This is a genomic window from Streptomyces sp. TRM68367 (assembly GCF_014495685.1).
Lineage (GTDB): Bacteria > Actinomycetota > Actinomycetes > Streptomycetales > Streptomycetaceae > Streptomyces.
In genome coordinates, this window is the sequence record NZ_JACTVI010000057.1 from 38,414 (window position 1) to 54,039 (window position 15,626).

Annotated in this window: 15 protein-coding genes; 8 read left to right on the forward strand and 7 right to left on the reverse strand. The window is 71.4% G+C overall.

Features of this window, described 5'->3' with window-relative positions; translation table 11 throughout:
* Positions 1-190 precede the first annotated feature (190 nt).
* The 3 genes from cmk (at position 191) to der (ending at position 3,219) form a co-directional block, all read left to right on the forward strand.
* Positions 191-871, forward strand: a complete 681-nt coding sequence (gene cmk / locus H8R17_RS29310) for a (d)CMP kinase (protein WP_187826239.1) — start codon at positions 191-193, stop codon at positions 869-871.
* Positions 829-1,605 (forward strand): lysophospholipid acyltransferase family protein, encoded by a 777-nt coding sequence (locus H8R17_RS29315; protein WP_399477428.1) that lies wholly within the window; start codon positions 829-831, stop codon positions 1,603-1,605. The genes cmk and H8R17_RS29315 overlap by 43 nt, the downstream gene beginning before the upstream one ends.
* 117 nt (positions 1,606-1,722) lie before the next feature.
* Positions 1,723-3,219: a ribosome biogenesis GTPase Der gene (gene der / locus H8R17_RS29320; protein ID WP_187826240.1), complete on the forward strand. Its 1,497-nt coding sequence runs from the start codon at positions 1,723-1,725 to the stop codon at positions 3,217-3,219.
* 50 nt (positions 3,220-3,269) lie between these two features.
* On the opposite strand, the gene H8R17_RS29325 is transcribed toward der, so the two are convergent.
* Together H8R17_RS29325 and H8R17_RS29330 are read right to left on the reverse strand one after the other, a co-directional pair.
* Entirely contained in the window at positions 3,270-3,656 is a 387-nt protein-coding gene (locus H8R17_RS29325) for a hypothetical protein (protein ID WP_187826241.1), read from the reverse strand.
* 165 nt (positions 3,657-3,821) lie between these two features.
* Positions 3,822-4,604, reverse strand: coding sequence for a hypothetical protein (locus tag H8R17_RS29330; protein ID WP_187826242.1), 783 nt, complete (start codon positions 4,602-4,604; stop codon positions 3,822-3,824).
* A 541-nt stretch (positions 4,605-5,145) separates the two neighbouring features.
* Between H8R17_RS29330 and H8R17_RS29335 the strand changes: the two genes are divergently transcribed.
* Positions 5,146-5,826: a transglycosylase family protein gene (locus tag H8R17_RS29335; protein ID WP_187826243.1), complete on the forward strand. Its 681-nt coding sequence runs from the start codon at positions 5,146-5,148 to the stop codon at positions 5,824-5,826.
* 79 nt (positions 5,827-5,905) lie between these two features.
* Here H8R17_RS29335 and H8R17_RS29340 read toward each other — a convergent pair whose 3' ends face one another.
* The 3 genes from H8R17_RS29340 to H8R17_RS29350 are packed head-to-tail and all read right to left on the reverse strand — an operon-like array spanning position 5,906 to position 9,842.
* Positions 5,906-6,562 carry an ATP-binding cassette domain-containing protein gene (locus H8R17_RS29340; protein WP_187826244.1) on the reverse strand — a complete coding sequence of 219 codons (657 nt, stop codon included), beginning with the start codon at positions 6,560-6,562 and terminating at the stop codon, positions 5,906-5,908.
* Positions 6,559-9,366: an ABC transporter permease subunit gene (locus H8R17_RS29345; RefSeq protein WP_187826245.1), complete on the reverse strand. Its 2,808-nt coding sequence runs from the start codon at positions 9,364-9,366 to the stop codon at positions 6,559-6,561. The genes H8R17_RS29340 and H8R17_RS29345 overlap by 4 nt, the downstream gene beginning before the upstream one ends.
* Complete coding sequence (locus tag H8R17_RS29350; RefSeq protein ID WP_187826246.1) at positions 9,366-9,842, reverse strand: hypothetical protein; 477 nt, start codon at positions 9,840-9,842, stop codon at positions 9,366-9,368. The genes H8R17_RS29345 and H8R17_RS29350 overlap by 1 nt, the downstream gene beginning before the upstream one ends.
* 135 nt (positions 9,843-9,977) lie before the next feature.
* Between H8R17_RS29350 and H8R17_RS29355 the strand changes: the two genes are divergently transcribed.
* Both H8R17_RS29355 and H8R17_RS29360 read left to right on the forward strand, forming a co-directional pair.
* Entirely contained in the window at positions 9,978-10,550 is a 573-nt protein-coding gene (locus H8R17_RS29355) for a hypothetical protein (RefSeq protein WP_187826247.1), read from the forward strand.
* Positions 10,519-11,817: an ABC transporter substrate-binding protein gene (locus H8R17_RS29360; RefSeq protein WP_187826248.1), complete on the forward strand. Its 1,299-nt coding sequence runs from the start codon at positions 10,519-10,521 to the stop codon at positions 11,815-11,817. The genes H8R17_RS29355 and H8R17_RS29360 overlap by 32 nt, the downstream gene beginning before the upstream one ends.
* Here H8R17_RS29360 and ctaD read toward each other — a convergent pair.
* Positions 11,805-13,493 carry a cytochrome c oxidase subunit I gene (ctaD, locus tag H8R17_RS29365; RefSeq protein WP_187826249.1) on the reverse strand — a complete coding sequence of 563 codons (1,689 nt, stop codon included), beginning with the start codon at positions 13,491-13,493 and terminating at the stop codon, positions 11,805-11,807. The genes H8R17_RS29360 and ctaD overlap by 13 nt on opposite strands.
* 470 nt (positions 13,494-13,963) lie before the next feature.
* Between ctaD and H8R17_RS29370 the strand changes: the two genes are divergently transcribed.
* Entirely contained in the window at positions 13,964-14,179 is a 216-nt protein-coding gene (locus H8R17_RS29370; RefSeq protein ID WP_187826250.1) for an I78 family peptidase inhibitor, read from the forward strand.
* Between the two features lie 123 nt (positions 14,180-14,302).
* Here H8R17_RS29370 and H8R17_RS29375 read toward each other — a convergent pair whose 3' ends face one another.
* Positions 14,303-15,322 carry a phosphatase PAP2 family protein gene (locus H8R17_RS29375; RefSeq protein ID WP_187826251.1) on the reverse strand — a complete coding sequence of 340 codons (1,020 nt, stop codon included), beginning with the start codon at positions 15,320-15,322 and terminating at the stop codon, positions 14,303-14,305.
* Positions 15,323-15,390: 68 nt separating this feature from the next.
* Between H8R17_RS29375 and H8R17_RS45870 the strand changes: the two genes are divergently transcribed.
* Positions 15,391-15,626, forward strand: a 236-nt coding sequence (locus tag H8R17_RS45870) for a hypothetical protein (protein ID WP_223125616.1), incomplete at its 3' end; no start/stop codon positions are given.

A 15,626-nucleotide genomic window follows, 5' to 3' on the forward strand; every position in this document is an offset into this window, starting at 1 on the left:
TGTGGGCGTCGCTGGGGGCTGCCGACCCAGAGGGGCACCCCCAGACGGACTGAGAGTGCCTGACCGGCGCCGAGAGGCCACCGCCAGGCACATCCCAGGCTCGGCCAGACGAGGGATCCGTACCCAGTAACCTTGTCCGGGGCGGTCGCGCCCCCGTCCCCCGCCAGTCAGGTCCAGGAAGGTCCCCACTGTGGAAAGCGCCACGCCAGTGATTGTCGCCATCGACGGCCCCTCCGGTACGGGTAAGTCGAGCACGTCGAAGGCCGTGGCGGCGCAGCTCGGCCTGAGCTACCTGGACACCGGGGCCCAGTACCGGGCGATCACCTGGTGGATGGTGCACAACGGCATCGACACCGGCGACCGCGCCGCGATCGCCGCCGCGGCCGGCAAGCCGGAGATCGTCTCCGGCACCGACCCGCTCAACCCGACGATCACGGTCGACGGCGTCGACGTGTCCGGCCCGATCCGCACCCAGGAAGTCACCTCCAAGGTCAGCGCGGTCAGCGCCGTACCGGACGTGCGGGCCCGGATCACCGAGTTGCAGCGTTCGCTGGCTGCCACCGCCGAGCGCGGCATCGTCGTCGAGGGCCGCGACATCGGTACGACCGTGCTGCCCGACGCCGACCTGAAGGTCTTCCTCACCGCATCCCCGGAGGCGCGCGCCGCCCGCCGCAGCGGCGAGCTGAGGGGCGCCGACATCCACACCACCCGCGAGGCCCTGATCAAGCGGGACGCGGCCGACTCCAGCCGCAAGACCTCGCCGCTCGCCAAGGCGGACGACGCGGTCGAGGTGGACACCACCGACCTCACGCTGCCGCAGGTCATCGATTGCGTCGTCACCCTCGTCGAGGAGAAGCGGGCCGGGAAGTGAGCGGGGCTGCATCGGCGCGGGGTGCCGAGGTCGGCCGGCGTATCGGCGTCGGCCTGATGTACGGGCTGTGGAAGCCGCGCGTGCTCGGTGCCTGGCGGGTGCCCGCGGCCGGTCCGGCGATCCTCGCCGTGAACCACTCCCACAACATCGACGGCCCGATGGTCATGGGCGTGGCGCCCCGGCCGACGCACTTCCTGGTCAAGAAGGAGGCGTTCGTCGGCCCGCTCGACCCGTTCCTGACCGGCATCGGCCAGCTGAAGGTGGACCGCGACACGACCGACCGGACAGCCATCACGCGGGCCCTCGACGTGCTGTCGGCCGGCGGCGTCCTCGGCATATTCCCCGAGGGCACCCGCGGCGAGGGCGACTTCGCCGCGCTGCGCGCCGGGCTCGCGTACTTCGCCGTCCGCAGCGGCGCCCCGATCGTTCCGGTCGCGGTGCTGGGGACGGCTGGGCGGGACGGGCGGGGGAATACCGGGCGGGACAGGCGGGGGAATACCGGGCGGGATGGGCGGGGGAATACAGCGCGACGCGGACGGTTGATAAAAGGGCTGCCCCCGCTGCGCTCCCGCATCGACGTGGTCTTCGGAGACCCCTTCGAGGCGGGCGACGGCAGCGGACGGCGTACCCGCAAGGTGCTGGACGAGGCCACCGAGCGCATCCAGAAGCAGCTCGCCTCGCACCTGGAACAGGCCAGACGGATCACCGGCCGCCGGCCGGACCCGGGCGTCTGACGGCGCCCGGAAAACGCCGGGCGGCCTGCCGGGGCGCTGGGCGACACTGAGTAGTGGATCACCGCGGGCGTGGTGATCCACCGACCACCACGAATGAACGACGAGGTACGGATCTTCATGAACGACCACATCCAGCCCGACGGCTCGGACGCGTACGACGCCGCGCACGAGCACGATCACGGGGCGCTCGGCGACGCCGAGTACGCGGAGTTCATGGAGCTCGCCGCGGAAGAGGGCTTCGACCGGGAGGACGTCGAGGGCGCGATCGAGGCGGCCGGGCACGGCCCGCTGCCCGTGCTCGCCGTCGTCGGCCGCCCCAATGTCGGCAAGTCGACCCTGGTGAACCGGATCATCGGCCGCCGCGAGGCGGTCGTCGAGGACAAGCCCGGCGTCACCCGCGACCGCGTCACGTACGAGGCCGAGTGGGCGGGCCGCCGCTTCAAGGTGGTCGACACCGGCGGCTGGGAGCAGGACGTCCTCGGCATCGACGCCTCCGTGGCCGCGCAGGCCGAGTACGCCATCGAGGCCGCCGATGCGGTCGTCTTCGTCGTCGACGCCAAGGTCGGCGCGACCGATACCGACGAGGCGGTCGTACGACTGCTGCGCAAGGCCGGCAAGCCCGTGGTGCTGTGCGCAAACAAGGTGGACGGCCCGAGCGGCGAGGCGGACGCCGCGTACCTGTGGTCGCTGGGGCTCGGCGAGCCGTACCCGGTCTCGGCGCTGCACGGCCGCGGCACCGGCGACATGCTGGACCAGGTCCTGGAGGCACTGCCGGAGGCGCCGCGCGAGACCTTCGGCGGGGCCGGCATCGGCGGGCCACGCCGCGTCGCCCTGATCGGCCGTCCGAACGTCGGCAAGTCCTCGCTGCTGAACAAGGTGGCGGGCGAGGAGCGCGTCGTCGTCAACGAAGTCGCGGGCACCACCCGCGACCCGGTCGATGAGCTGATCGAACTCGGTGGCAAGACCTGGAAGTTCGTCGACACGGCGGGCATCCGCAAGCGCGTCCACCTCCAGCAGGGTGCCGACTACTACGCCTCGCTGCGCACCGCGGCGGCGGTGGAGAAGGCCGAGGTGGCGGTCGTCCTGATCGACGGCTCCGAATCCATCTCGGTCCAGGACCAGCGGATCATCACCATGGCCGTGGAGGCGGGCCGCGCGCTCGTCATCGCGTACAACAAGTGGGACACCCTCGACGAGGAGCGCCGCTACTACCTGGAGCGGGAGATCGAGACCGAGCTCGGCCAGGTGACGTGGGCGCCCCGGGTCAACGTCTCGGCGCGCACCGGGCGGCACATGGAGAAGCTGGTCCCGGCAATCGAGACGGCACTGGCCGGCTGGGAGACCCGGGTGCCGACGGGCAGGCTGAACGCCTTCCTCGGCGAGCTGGTTGCCGCCCACCCGCACCCGATTCGCGGCGGCAAGCAGCCGCGCATCCTCTTCGGCACCCAGGCCGGCACCAAGCCCCCGCGCTTCGTCTTCTTCGCCTCCGGCTTCATCGAGGCGGGGTACCGGCGCTTCATCGAGCGCCGGCTGCGCGAGGAGTTCGGCTTCGAGGGGACGCCGATCCATATCTCGGTGCGGGTGCGGGAGAAGCGCGGCGCGAAGAAGAAGTAGCAGACGTGGCTGAGGGGCGGTCCCGACCGGGACCGCCCCTCACCCATGTGTCAGATGCCCCGCCGCGGGCCGGGTGGCAGTGCGGGGACGTGAAGCATCCCGGTGCTCTGCTGGCCGACGGGGCCGACGCGCTGCCACTGCGACACGTGCCCCGCACCCTGGCGTGCGCTGTGTGCGCCCGCGCTGTAGGCGCTGTACGAGCCGGCGTAGGAACCGCCGTACGAGCCCGTACTGTGCGCGATGTTCCCGAAGGCGGTGAACCCCAACTCCTCCTCGCCGCTGCGGTCACCCGGCAGCGAGCGGAGGGACTTGACGTACTCGGCGTAGAGCGCGTCGTAGATCGGCGTGGCCGATGGGCCGGCCGAAAGATCCTGAGCCGACCACAGGGACGGAACCGGCTGACAGGACTGGCGGCGGGGAACGTCGTATGCGTGCACGTATGTCCAAACGACCCGGCACCTGAAGAGATGCGGTCAGGAGAGCGCCCTGTTAGGGGCGCGGGGCTGTGACATGTGCGGCTCCGCCGCGTGAGCGCGACCAGCCAGGGACCACCCGCATCCGCCACACGACGCGCAGTCCCCGCCCGTGAGGCGAACAAGCCCTCACGTACCAGCAAGAGGCAACGCCGCCCCCACCAACTTCCCGTTGGCCGCAGCCTTGTCCAACGCCTCCCGCAGCAGATCCTCCCGCGGCTGCCGCCCGATGGTCCCCACCGGCGCAGCAAACAACAGCACCTGCTGATGCTTGTTCGCAGCGGTCCGCCACCCCTCCGTGACCTGCAACGGCTGATGTGCCTGCCACCAGGCAACCGCCTGCGTCCCGTCCGGCCTGGGCTGCAGCACGGCATGCAGCTGGCCCATGGCCAACAGCACCGACCAGCCGTGCAGCACCGACGGCACCGCGGACAGCTCGGTCAGCGGCATGAACCCCTGCTCGATGAGCAGCGGCAGGAAGTCGTCGCCGGCCCCGGTCGTGCCCGGCCGCACGATCGGCGCGGTCGGCTCCACGACCAGGGCCGGGTGCAACTCCCCGGCGATCAGAACCAGTCCGCTGGTCACCCCGAGCACGGCCTGCTCGGGCACGACCTTCTCCGGTTCGAGGTCGACGGTGTCGCCGGTGATGGACTTCACGGCCCCCTGGAGCTGCTCCTCGGTGACCTGAACGACCTGCGAGGGCAGGCAGCTGGCGTGGGCGAAGGCGAGGACGGCGGTCTCGTCCCCGATGAACAGGACGGTGCTGGTGCGCTCCTGCTCGGAATCGCCCGGAGTGCGGCAGGACGTGCAGTCGTAACTGCCCGGGGCGGTCTCTCCGGCGAGCAGGCGGTCGGCTTCTTCGTCGCCGATCTCGGCGCGTACCTCGTCGCTGACGTCGAGCATGCGCGGCACGGGTGGCTCCCTCGGGATGCGGTGGTGCGTGGCGAGACCGGGTGGCTCCCGGCCCGTGGTCGGGGTGGGCCCCCGGCTCATGAAGAAGACAACGGACGATCTGTGGCGGGAGTCACGCCCTACAGCGAACGGAATCGAACCATCCTGCGCACACGGTCACATGCGAGGCGGATTCGGGCACTCAGGGTCAAGTGCATGGGAATTCAAGGGGGTTGAAGGGGTGAAGTGAGTCACAGATCGACAACGGTGCTGGTCGACAAATCAGGAAATCCACGAATGAAGTGGGTGTCCGAAAATCGTCGATACCTGTGGTAACGACCAAGTGGCCTGGCACGACGGGCCGTTGGTTGATCCCGGCCTGACCCGCTCCCTAGATTCCTCGGCCGTGTGCAACGAGCACCGCTCGGGTACGTCCGCCGGCCGCACCACAGCCGGCTCGGAGCGCGACCTCCGGCGGACGGGGCGAGCGCGACTCACGTGCCGATGCGCGGCGAGGGGCGTTTCGCCTTGGGGGACCCCGAGTCCTTAGAGAGGGATCTTCATGTCCGAATGTGCCGATACCACTCGTGACAACGTTCGTAAGGCGCAGAAGCAGAAGCAGAAGCAGACGCAGACGCGTACGCAGGCTCGTACGACGGCGGTCCTCGCGGGGGCGGCACTGCTCGCCCCCCTCGGACTGCTGGCCGCGGCCGGCAACGCCGCGGCAGCGGACGGCGGAGTGTGGGACCGCATCGCCCAGTGCGAGAGCGGCGGCAACTGGCACATCAACACCGGCAACGGTTACTACGGCGGACTCCAGTTCTCCGCCTCCACCTGGCGCGCCTACGGCGGCACCGCCTACGCGCCCGCCGCCGACCGGGCGACCAAGGGCCAGCAGATCGCCGTGGCCACGAAGGTGCAGCGCGCCCAGGGCTGGAACGCGTGGCCGACCTGCTCGGGTCGTGCCGGGGCGTACGGCGACGCCCCCGCCGCAGCCGCGGCCGGCTCGGCCCCGTCCGAGAGCCGGACGGACGCCCCGGAGCCGTCGAAGGCGCCGGCGCGTTCGACGGGCCACACCGACCGCGGCTCCTCCCGCGGCGACTACACCGTCCGCGAGGGCGACACCCTGAGTGTCATCGCCGCGCGGTTCGGGACCAGCTGGGAGCGCCTGTACGCCGCCAACAAGGCCGTCATCGGCGGTGACCCCGACGCGATCGTGCCCGGGCAGCGGCTCGCCGTCTGAGCCGTCCCCCTTCGCCCGGGGCACGGGGCCCCACCCGGTCCACGGCCCGGGTGGGGCCCCTCGGCGTTCCTGCCTCGTCTCACCGGGGCGTGAGTTCGCCCGCCTCGCCGCTGAACACGACCGAGCCGCGGCGCAGTTCGTACACGATCGCGGTGCGCGCGTGCGGGGCGGGCGGCAGGCGCTGTTCGGCTACGACCACGCACGCGTCGAGGCCGCCCAGCAGTTCGTACGTCCGGGCCGCGACCGTGGGCGACATGCCCTGCGCGGGTTCGTCGACCAGCACCACGCGCGCGCGTGCCAGCAGGGCCCGGGACAGGGCGAGCATGCGCTGCTCGCCGCCGGAGAGGGTGCCGGCGCGGCGGTCCAGCAGGGGGCGCAGCTGCGGGTAGGCATCGAGGGCGGAGTCGTACGCCGGTGCCGTGAGTTCGAGGTTCTCGTGGACGGTGAGTGAGCCGAACACCGCCTGCCGCTCCGGGACCAGGCACAGTCCGCGCCGGGCCCGTTCGTACGCGGGTACCCGGCTCACGTCGGTGCCGTCCCACACCACCGCGCCGGCGGACAGCGGCACCGTGCCGGCCAGGGCGCGCAGGGCGGTCGTACGGCCGGAGCCGTTGCGGCCCAGCAGGACGGTCAGGCCGGGGCCCGGGGCGGTGAGGGTGACGTCGTGCAGGGCCTCCAGGGGGCCGTAGCGCACGCGCGCGTGGCGCAGGGAGATGGTCGGCACGCTGGTCGTCATGGGCCGGCCCCCGTTCCGGGGGCGTCGAGGGTGTCGAGGACGCTGTCGGGCGGGCCGGAGGCGATGATCCGGCCCGCCGTCATCACGTGCACGACGTCCGCGAGGTCGGCGACGAGGTCGAGGTCGTGCTCGACGACGAGGAGGGCGGTGCCGTCGGCGGCGAGGGCCTTCAGGATGCGGGACAGCGCGGCGACCTCGGCGGTGTCGAGGCCGGCGGCGGGTTCGTCGAGGAGCAGCACGCGGGGGCTGCCCGCGAGAGCTCGGGCCAGTTCGACACGCCGCAGCGTGCCGGTGGGGAGGCCGGCGGCGGGGAGGGAGCGGAGGGGGCCGTCGAGGGCGAACAGGCGCAGGGCGCGTTCCACGGCGTGCGGGTCGCGCAGGCGGCCCTGTTCGGCGCCGACTCGGACGTTTTCGACGACGGTCAGGGAGGGGAAGACGGCCAGTTGCTGGAAGGTGCGGGCGATTCCCAGGCGGGTGCGGGTGTGGGCGGGCCGGTGGGTGATGTCCTGGCCGCCGAGGAGGATCTGGCCGCGTACGGGGTGGTGGGTGCCGGCGAGGCAGTGGAACAGGGTGCTCTTTCCGGCGCCGTTGGGGCCGACTACGGCGGTGATTGTGCCGGGTGGGACGGTGAGGTCCACGCCGTGGAGAGCCGTGAAGCCGCCGTAGCGGGCCTGTAGGTGGCGGGCCGTGAGTGTCGGTGCGGGTTCGGGGTGGTGAACCGGGCCTCCGGCCGGGTGTGTGCTCCCACCCGCACCACCTGTGCTGCTCTCGTTGTCGGGTGCGGGTGGCCCCGGGCGTGCCTTCCCGCCGACCGTCCGCCATCGCCCCTCCGCGCCGTCCCGTTGCGCCGGCGGCCCCGGGAACCCGTCCTGCTTGGCTTGGCGTGTCGCTGTCGCGTGCCTCATCGCCGTCACGCCCGCCAGCGCCGGCCGGTGCGCCGGCCGTTGCTGCACCGGGCGCAACCTGCGGCGCGCCCTCGCCCCCAATGGCGTGAGTGCCGCCCGGTGGTGCAGGCGCAGTCGGGTCGTCGCCGTGCGCAGTGCCTCGTACGGGCCGCCGGGGAAACGCCCGACCAGCACCGCCAGGACGCCGATCAGGGCCGCTGCCACTCCGCCGCGTGTCCCCGCGTCGAGGCCGACCAGGAGGGCCGCGGCAGCGAGCGCGCCCAGGGTGCTGTCGGCGCCCAGGACCACGACCGCGGCGAACCACAGCAGGCTGCGGACCGGGTCGTACGCCGCCGGGTCGAAGGCGCGCAGGCCCATGCCGAGCATGCCGCCGCCGAGGGCGGCCAGCGCGGCGCCGGAGACGAAGGCCAGGAGCTTCAGGGACGGGACGCGGACGCCGGCCGCCTGGGCGCCCGACTCGTGGTCCCGCATGGCGGCCAGGGCCCGCCCCGTGCGGCCCCGGCGCAGCGCGTGCGTGGCCAGCAAGGCGCCGGCCAGCAGGAGCAGCTCCAGGAGGTAGTAGGCGCGGTCGCCGTCGAAGCTCGCCGGGCGGCCCAGGGACAGCCCGGCCGTGGCGTACGGCTGGGCGAAGACGAAGCGGCTCACGCCGACGCCGACCGCGAACGTCGCCAGCGCGAGCGCGAGGCCCTGGCGGCTGATCGCCGGCCAGCCCGTGAGCACGCCGAGCGGGGCCACCAGGAGGACCGCCACCAGCAGGGCGGCCAGTTCCGGCAACTGTGGCAGGCCCGGGAAGCGTCCGGCCGCCAGCAGGGCCGTGAACAGGGCGCCCAGGCCCGCGTACGCCGCCTGTCCGAGGGAGATCTGGCCGCCACGGCCGGTGACCACCACCAGCGACAGCAGGACCACTCCCAGCGCCGGCACCTGGACCGACGTGTGCAGGTCCCGGCCCGCGAAGCCGAGCGGCAGCAGGAACAGCACCACGGCCACGATCCACGCGCCCGGCGGGGTCGGCACACGCGCGGTGGCCGAGCGCGGCAGCGCGTCGCGCGTGCCGACCCGGGGCAGCGCCAGGGCCGCGACCAGCAGGGCCACGACGAACAGGTTCGCGCCGACCGCCTGGAGCAGCGGCTCGCCCCAGCCCGACGGGTGCAGCCGGGTCAGCTGGCTCTGCGCGACCCCGACGCCCAGCGCGACGACCACCGCCACGGGCAGGCTGCGCATCCGCGCGGCGACCGCGACCGCCACCACCTCCATGACGAGGAGGGGGAGGCCGTACGGGTCCAGGCGTACGTACGGCGCCAGCAGCACGCCCGTCAGGCCCGCCGTGAACGCGCCGAACGCCCAGCCCGCCGCGGCCACCCGGTCCGCGTCGATGCCGCCGAGCACGGCCAGCTGCCGGTCGTCGACGACGGCCCGCAGTTCTCGGCCGAACCGCGTCCACCGGATCACCGCGGTCACCCCCGCGGCCAGCACCAGCACCACGCCCAGCTGGCCCCACGGCTCGTCCGACACCAGCTCCGGCGCGTCCTCCCGCGCCCCCTGCCCCCACAGCAGCGCGGCCCCGCCCACCAGCAGCACGAACACCCCGATGGACGCCACCAGCGTCTGCGCGGGGTCGCTGCCCAGCACCGACAGGGGCCGGAAGACGAACCGTTCCAGCAGCACGCCGAGGCCCGGCGCCAGCACCAGCAGCGTCACCGTCGCCGCGAGCCACAGCGGCCAGTCCCACTCGACCACGCACTGCCGCAGCACATACGCGCACACCATCGCGATCGCGCCGTGCGCGAAGTTGAGCACACCGGTCGCGCGGTACGTCACGATCAGGCCGATTCCGGTCAACGCTGCGGCGCTGCCCACCGACAGACCGGCGAGCGTGAGGTCGTACGTCAGCGAGGACATCAGTCGGTTTCTTCGGCGGGCTCACAGATCGGGCACGGGCCCAGCTCGCCGCTCGCCACCAGCTTGGAGTCCACCGGCACCGCCTCCGCCTTCCCCGCGACCAGCGGGCAGTCCGCGCGGTGCCACAGGGTGCCGCCCGGCACCATCAGCATCTGAGAGCTGACCGCCACCGGCGCGGCGGCCACCGGCCCGGACTCCTCGGCGTCGCCCGTCCCGGCGGACACCAGCAGCCCGTACAGCTCCTCCACGCGCGCGGCGGCCAGCGCACCGCGCCCGTGTGTGAGCAGCACCGACCCGGCGATGATCAGCGCGGCGCCGGGCGCCGTGCAGGAGGCCAGATAGGGCAGCTGCCGCACGGCGAACCGTTCGCCGGAGACGCCGTACCAGCCGACGACGCACAGCACCGCGCCGGCGGCGAGGGCGGCCCAGCCGGCCCAGAGGACGGGATGCACGGTCCGCAGTCGCGCTGTCCGCATCGCTGGCTCCCATGTGTCGGGTGTCTGTGCATGTGCCTGTCCATGTCAGCGAATCGCTTGCACTATGCCCTCTGTGAGCTGACCCTGAAAGCACCGGGCGCACGTGGCCCGGACCGACACCCGGTGGTGAGCCAGATGGTTCTGGGGAGCGACCTCAGGCGGGGGAACACGCGCAGGGGACACGGCCCAAGGGCGGCGGGACGGGGTACGGCGCTGGCCGCCGCCCTGATCCTGATCCTCGCCCCGGGCCTCGCGGCCTGCACCGACGAGAGCGGCGGCGGCCAGAGTCCGGCCCCCACTCCGACCGTGGAGCGGACGACGAACGCACCGGCCACCGCGCCCGCGGACACGGCGGCGGCCGAACGGGAGATCAGGCAGAACTGGCAGAAGTTCTTCGACCCGAGGACTCCTGTCGAGGAGAAGGGCACCTACCTGGAGAACGGCGACCGGCTGGCCCCCGTGCTGCAGGCCTTCAGCGGTGACCCGCGCATGGGGCAGGTCCAGGCGCACGTCACCAAGGTGGAGTTCACCTCGCCGACCGCAGCGAACGTGACGTACTCGCTGACCCTGAAGGGCGCCACCGCCCTGCCGGACGCCTCCGGTACGGCGGTCGAACAGGACGGCACCTGGAAGGTGTCCGCCAAGACGCTGTGCGCACTGGTGCAACTGAGCGGCAATGGCACGGCCTCGCCGATCCCGGGCTGCTGAGGCCGTCGCCGCCGCATTGCTGCTCGCGCTGAGCGCGGGCTGCGGCAGCAGGCTGCCGGAGAGCGACTTCGAGCGCGACGACCGGGCGAGGACACCCGCGCGCGAAGAGGGCACGCCGATCCGGGTGGGCATCATCACCAGCGCCACCAGCCCGGTCGGCGGCAACGCCTTCACCGGCCCGCGCGACGGCGCCAAGGCGTACTTCGACCGCCTCAACGCGCGCGGGGGCATCGACGGCCGCCAAGTCGAGGTGCGGCTGTGCGACGACGGCGGCAGCGGCGTCGGCAACAACGAGTGCGTGCACAAGCTGGTCGACGAGCAGAAGGTCCTCGCCCTGGTCGCCACCACCGCCCTGGACTACGCGGGCGCCTCCCGGGTCTCCCGCGCGCGCGTGCCCGACATCGGCGGCCAGCCCATCGGGGCCGCCTACGACACCTACCCGCACCTGTACAGCATCTACGGCAGCAACGCGCCGCGGAACGGACGCGTCGGCTGGGACGGCAAGCTGTACGGCGGCACCGAGGTCTACCGGTACTTCAAGCGCGAGCACGGCGCCCGCACGGCCGCCGTCGTCTCCTACAACCAGTCCGCGTCCGCCGGTTACGCCCGCCTCATCGAGCGCGGCCTGAAGGCCGAGGGCTACCGGGTGATCACCGAGCAGGTCGATTTCGCGCTGCCCAACTTCCGCGCCGTCGCGGCCGATCTGAAGGAGCAGGGCGCCGACCTGGTCTTCGACGCCGTCGACACGCACGGCAACGCCCGGCTGTGCCGGGCGATGGACGACGTCGGCGCGAACGTCACCGCCAAGGTGACGAACGTACAGAACTGGACGTCCACCGTCCCCGAGGACTACAAGGACTCCCCGCGCTGCCGCAACGCCCTGTGGGCGACCGGATCCAGCCGCAACTACGAGGACACCGGCCATCCGGCCGTACGCGAGTTCCGCGACGCCACGGAGGATCTGGAGACGCACTCCCAGTGGCAGCTGGAGGGCTGGGCGGCGGCGCGGTGGTTCACGGACGCGGCCACGTCCTGCGCGAAGACCGGCATCACGCGCGCGTGCGTGGATGCCTTCGTCAACCGCAGCGACGGCTACACCGCGGGCGGCCTGCTCCTGCCCGTGGACTTCGGGCCGCTCGCGGAGCCGCCGAAGACCAGCCGGACCTGTCTGTCCGTGGCCCGGTGGCAGGACGGGAAGGGGTGGGTCAGCCAGGGCGACATGAACCGCACCTGCTTCGACGTGCCGCAGGTGGCCTACGAGCCCTGAGGCTCCCGGCCTCCGGCGGCGCGGTTCTCCCGCTCGTCGATCGCCGCGTACGCCGGATGGTGCAGGTCGAACGCCGGCGACTCGGAGCGGATCCGGGGCAGCGAGGTGAAGTTGTGCCGGGGCGGCGGGCAGGAGGTCGCCCACTCCAGGGAGCGGCCGTAGCCCCACGGGTCGTCGACCCCGACCTTCTCGCCGTACCTGGCCGTCTTCCAGACGTTGTAGAGGAACGGCAGCGTCGAGATGCCGAGCAGGAACGCGCCGATCGTCGAGACGGTGTTCAGCGCGGTGAAGCCGTCGGCGGCGAGATAGTCGGCGTACCGGCGTGGCATGCCCTCGGCGCCCAGCCAGTGCTGGACCAGGAACGTGGTGTGGAAGCCCACGAAGAGCGTCCAGAACTGGATCTTGCCGAGCCGCTCGTCGAGCATCTTCCCGGTGAACTTCGGCCACCAGAAGTAGAACCCGGCGAAGATCGCGAAGACCACGGTGCCGAAGACCACGTAGTGGAAGTGCGCGACGACGAAGTACGTGTCCGTGACGTGGAAGTCCAGCGGCGGCGACGCCAGGATCACCCCGGTCAGCCCGCCGAACAGGAACGTCACCAGGAACCCGGTCGCCCACAGCATTGGCGTCTCGAACGACAACGAGCCCTTGAGCATGGTGCCGGTCCAGTTGAAGAACTTCACCCCCGTCGGCACCGCGATCAGGAAACTCATGAAGGAGAAGAACGGCAGCAGCACCGCGCCGGTGGCGAACATGTGGTGTGCCCACACCACCACCGACAGACCGGTGATCGCCATCGTTGCCGCGACCAGCGTCAGATAGCCGAAGATCGGCTTGCGGCTGAACACCGGGATGATCTCGCTGATGATCCCGAAGAACGGCAGCGCGATGATGTACACCTCGGGATGCCCGAAGAACCAGAACAGGTGCTGCCACAGCAGCGCCCCGCCGTTCGCCGCGTCGAAGATGTGCGAGCCGAACCGCCGGTCCGCCTCCAGGCACAGCAGCGCCGCCGCCAGCACCGGGAACGCCATCAGGATCAGGATCGACGTGAACAGCGTGTTCCAGGTGAAGATCGGCATCCGGAACATCGTCATGCCGGGGGCGCGCATCCCGACGATGGTGGTGATGAAGTTGACCGCGCCGAGGATCGTGCCGAAGCCGGCCAGGGCGAGCCCCATGATCCACAGGTCGGCGCCGATACCCGGCGAGCGCTCCAGGCTGTTGAGCGGGGCGTAGGCGAACCAGCCGAAGTCGGCCGGTCCCGAGGGCACCGCCAGCGAGCCGAGCACGATCAGGCCGCCGAACAGGAACAGCCAGTACGAGAGCATGTTCAGCCGCGGGAACGCCACGTCCGGGGCGCCGATCTGCAGCGGCATCAGCTCGTTGGCGAAGCCCGCGAAGGTCGGCGTCGCGAACAGCAGCAGCATGATCGTGCCGTGCATCGTGAACAGCTGGTTGAACTGCTCGTTGTCGACGATCTGCAGTCCCGGCCGGGCCAATTCGGCGCGCATCATCAGCGCCATGGCACCGGCGATCAGGAAGAACGCGAACGACGTGATCAGATAGAGGTGGCCGATCTTCTTGTGGTCGGTGGTGGTCAGCCAGTCGACGATCACCCGGCCCAGGCTGGTCTCCTCGGGCTGTACCGCCGCCTTAACGGTCTGCGTCCCCATCGTTCGCTCGCCCCTTCGCTCATCGCGTACCGGGCCCGCCGAAGCCCGCGCCACGGGTGCCCGCGAGCTCACGCCATGATGCTCGCGTCGCCGCGCGCTTCGACCGGGGGCGTACCGGAAGTTCTGTGCGGCAGCCGTGCAATTCCTGTGCGGCACCGGCTGTCCGTGGCCCGGCGCGGTGTCGGAATGGAATGGGGTCCGGGGGCACTTCTCCCGGCACTTTCCGCCGCGTTTTTCGTGCCGCCGGTGTGACACGCGGAAATTACGTTCGAATGGCTGCGGAAGGCGTACGGAAGGCCTACGGAACCGCCCGTCCGTGTGACGCCCGGCGACCGAAACGCGTGTCGTGATCCTGTGACAGAAGTGTGACCCGAGACGGACATGTGACATGTATTACTGTGCTGCGTTTAGGTGATCCGGTTTATCTGAACGGCCTTCACGCACCGTGGTCCAGGGCATAGCGTGGCGGCATGGCACCCATTCCGACACCCCCCGCGGAACCCCACGACAGCCCGGACGCGTACGTCGGTCTCGCGGCCGACCGGGCCGAGCAGCTCGCGCGTGAGCGGGGCTGGTCGACGGTGCGTTCCCTGCCGCCGGGAGCGATCATCACGATGGAATACATGAGCGGCCGGCTGAACTTCGAGGTGAAGGACGGCCGCGTCGCGCGGGCTTGGAAAGGCTGAGTGACGGCCCTGAGAGGGCCGGGAAAGCGGCTTCGGCCCCGCTCTGCGCAGAGCGGGGCCGAAGCCGCTTTCCGGGCGGGAAGGGCGGCGGGGGAAGGGCGTGCGTACCGGCCCCGCCGACTGTCAGGGGCGGCTCGACGAGGCCGTGCCGCGCGGCTGGCGCTCCGGGGGGTGCGGCGGGCGGCGGCTGCCCGCCGGAGTGACCGGCGCGCGCTCCGAGCGGGTGGTGTGCGGGCCCGGCGCCAGGTAGACGGGCGCGCCGGGCGCCCGGGCCGAGCGGCCCGCAGAGACCGGCTCGCGCGCGGCGACATCGTCCCGGTCCGAAAGACTCGAGTTGACCGCCACGGGTCTGGTGACCTGGACGGACGCCGGTGCCGGACGGCTGTGACGGGCGCGCCACCGGTCGCGCAGGTCGAAGATCCGGTTCTCGGCGTGGGCGATGAGCGGCTCGAACCAGGGCAGCGCCAGCAGGATCAGCAGGCCCGCGGCCCAGCCCAGGAGCACATCGCTTAGCCAGTGCGTACCGAGGTAGACGGTGGCCATGCCGACGCCGAGCGAGGTCACAGCGGACACCGCGGACAACCAGCGGCGCGCCCACGGGGTGGATGCCAGGTAGGCCAGGATTCCCCAGGTCACCACGGCGTTGGCGGTGTGACCGCTCGGAAATATATCGCCGCCGAGCCACATCTCGTTCGAGCCGATCTCGGTCGCGTAGTGCGGTCCCAGGCGGCCCATGCCGTACTTGGCGGCCCCGACCGTGATGTTCAGCAGCAGCAGCGAGACGCCGAGCGCGAGCAGCGGGCGCAGCGTGTGCTGCCGCCAGGAGCGCCAGCCCAGCCAGGCCGCGACCATCACGGCGGTCGGGCCGCGCTGGCCGAGCACCACGTAGTAGTCCACGAACCAGTGGATCCCCGACCACTGCTGGTACGGCCGGAAGAACATGACCTGCCAGTCCAGCCGGACCAGCCAGGAGGTGATGACGACGGCCCACACGATGGCCAGGTAGAAAGCCAGGGTGCCGGCGAAGAGCACGATGCGGTGTCGGCTCATCTTCGGCACGTCGATGTGGGCCGGTCGTTCCGGCTCACGATCCAGCCTGGCGAACACCCGGTCCAGACGGGTGAGCTTCCGTTCGGTACGCACCCAATCGACGTTACAGCGAGTGAGGTCAGTTGCCGTGCGAATCAACGGCTTTGTGATGACGATGTGATGTGGGGTTCCTCTCAACGGGAGGTTTATTCCCGGGGATTCCGCAATCGCGCCGGACGGCGGCCTTCAATTCCTTTGATCATTCCGGGGAGCGGTTTTATCGTGCTTTTGAATTCGTTCACCGGATCATGGTGTGGAATTATCCCGGTGCTCACCTCGATCATTCACGTGCGCGCGCCGGCCTGGGGTGGTCGGTCGGGGTTGAGGATTCGTCCTGGTTCGTCCTTCGGGTGGTGGT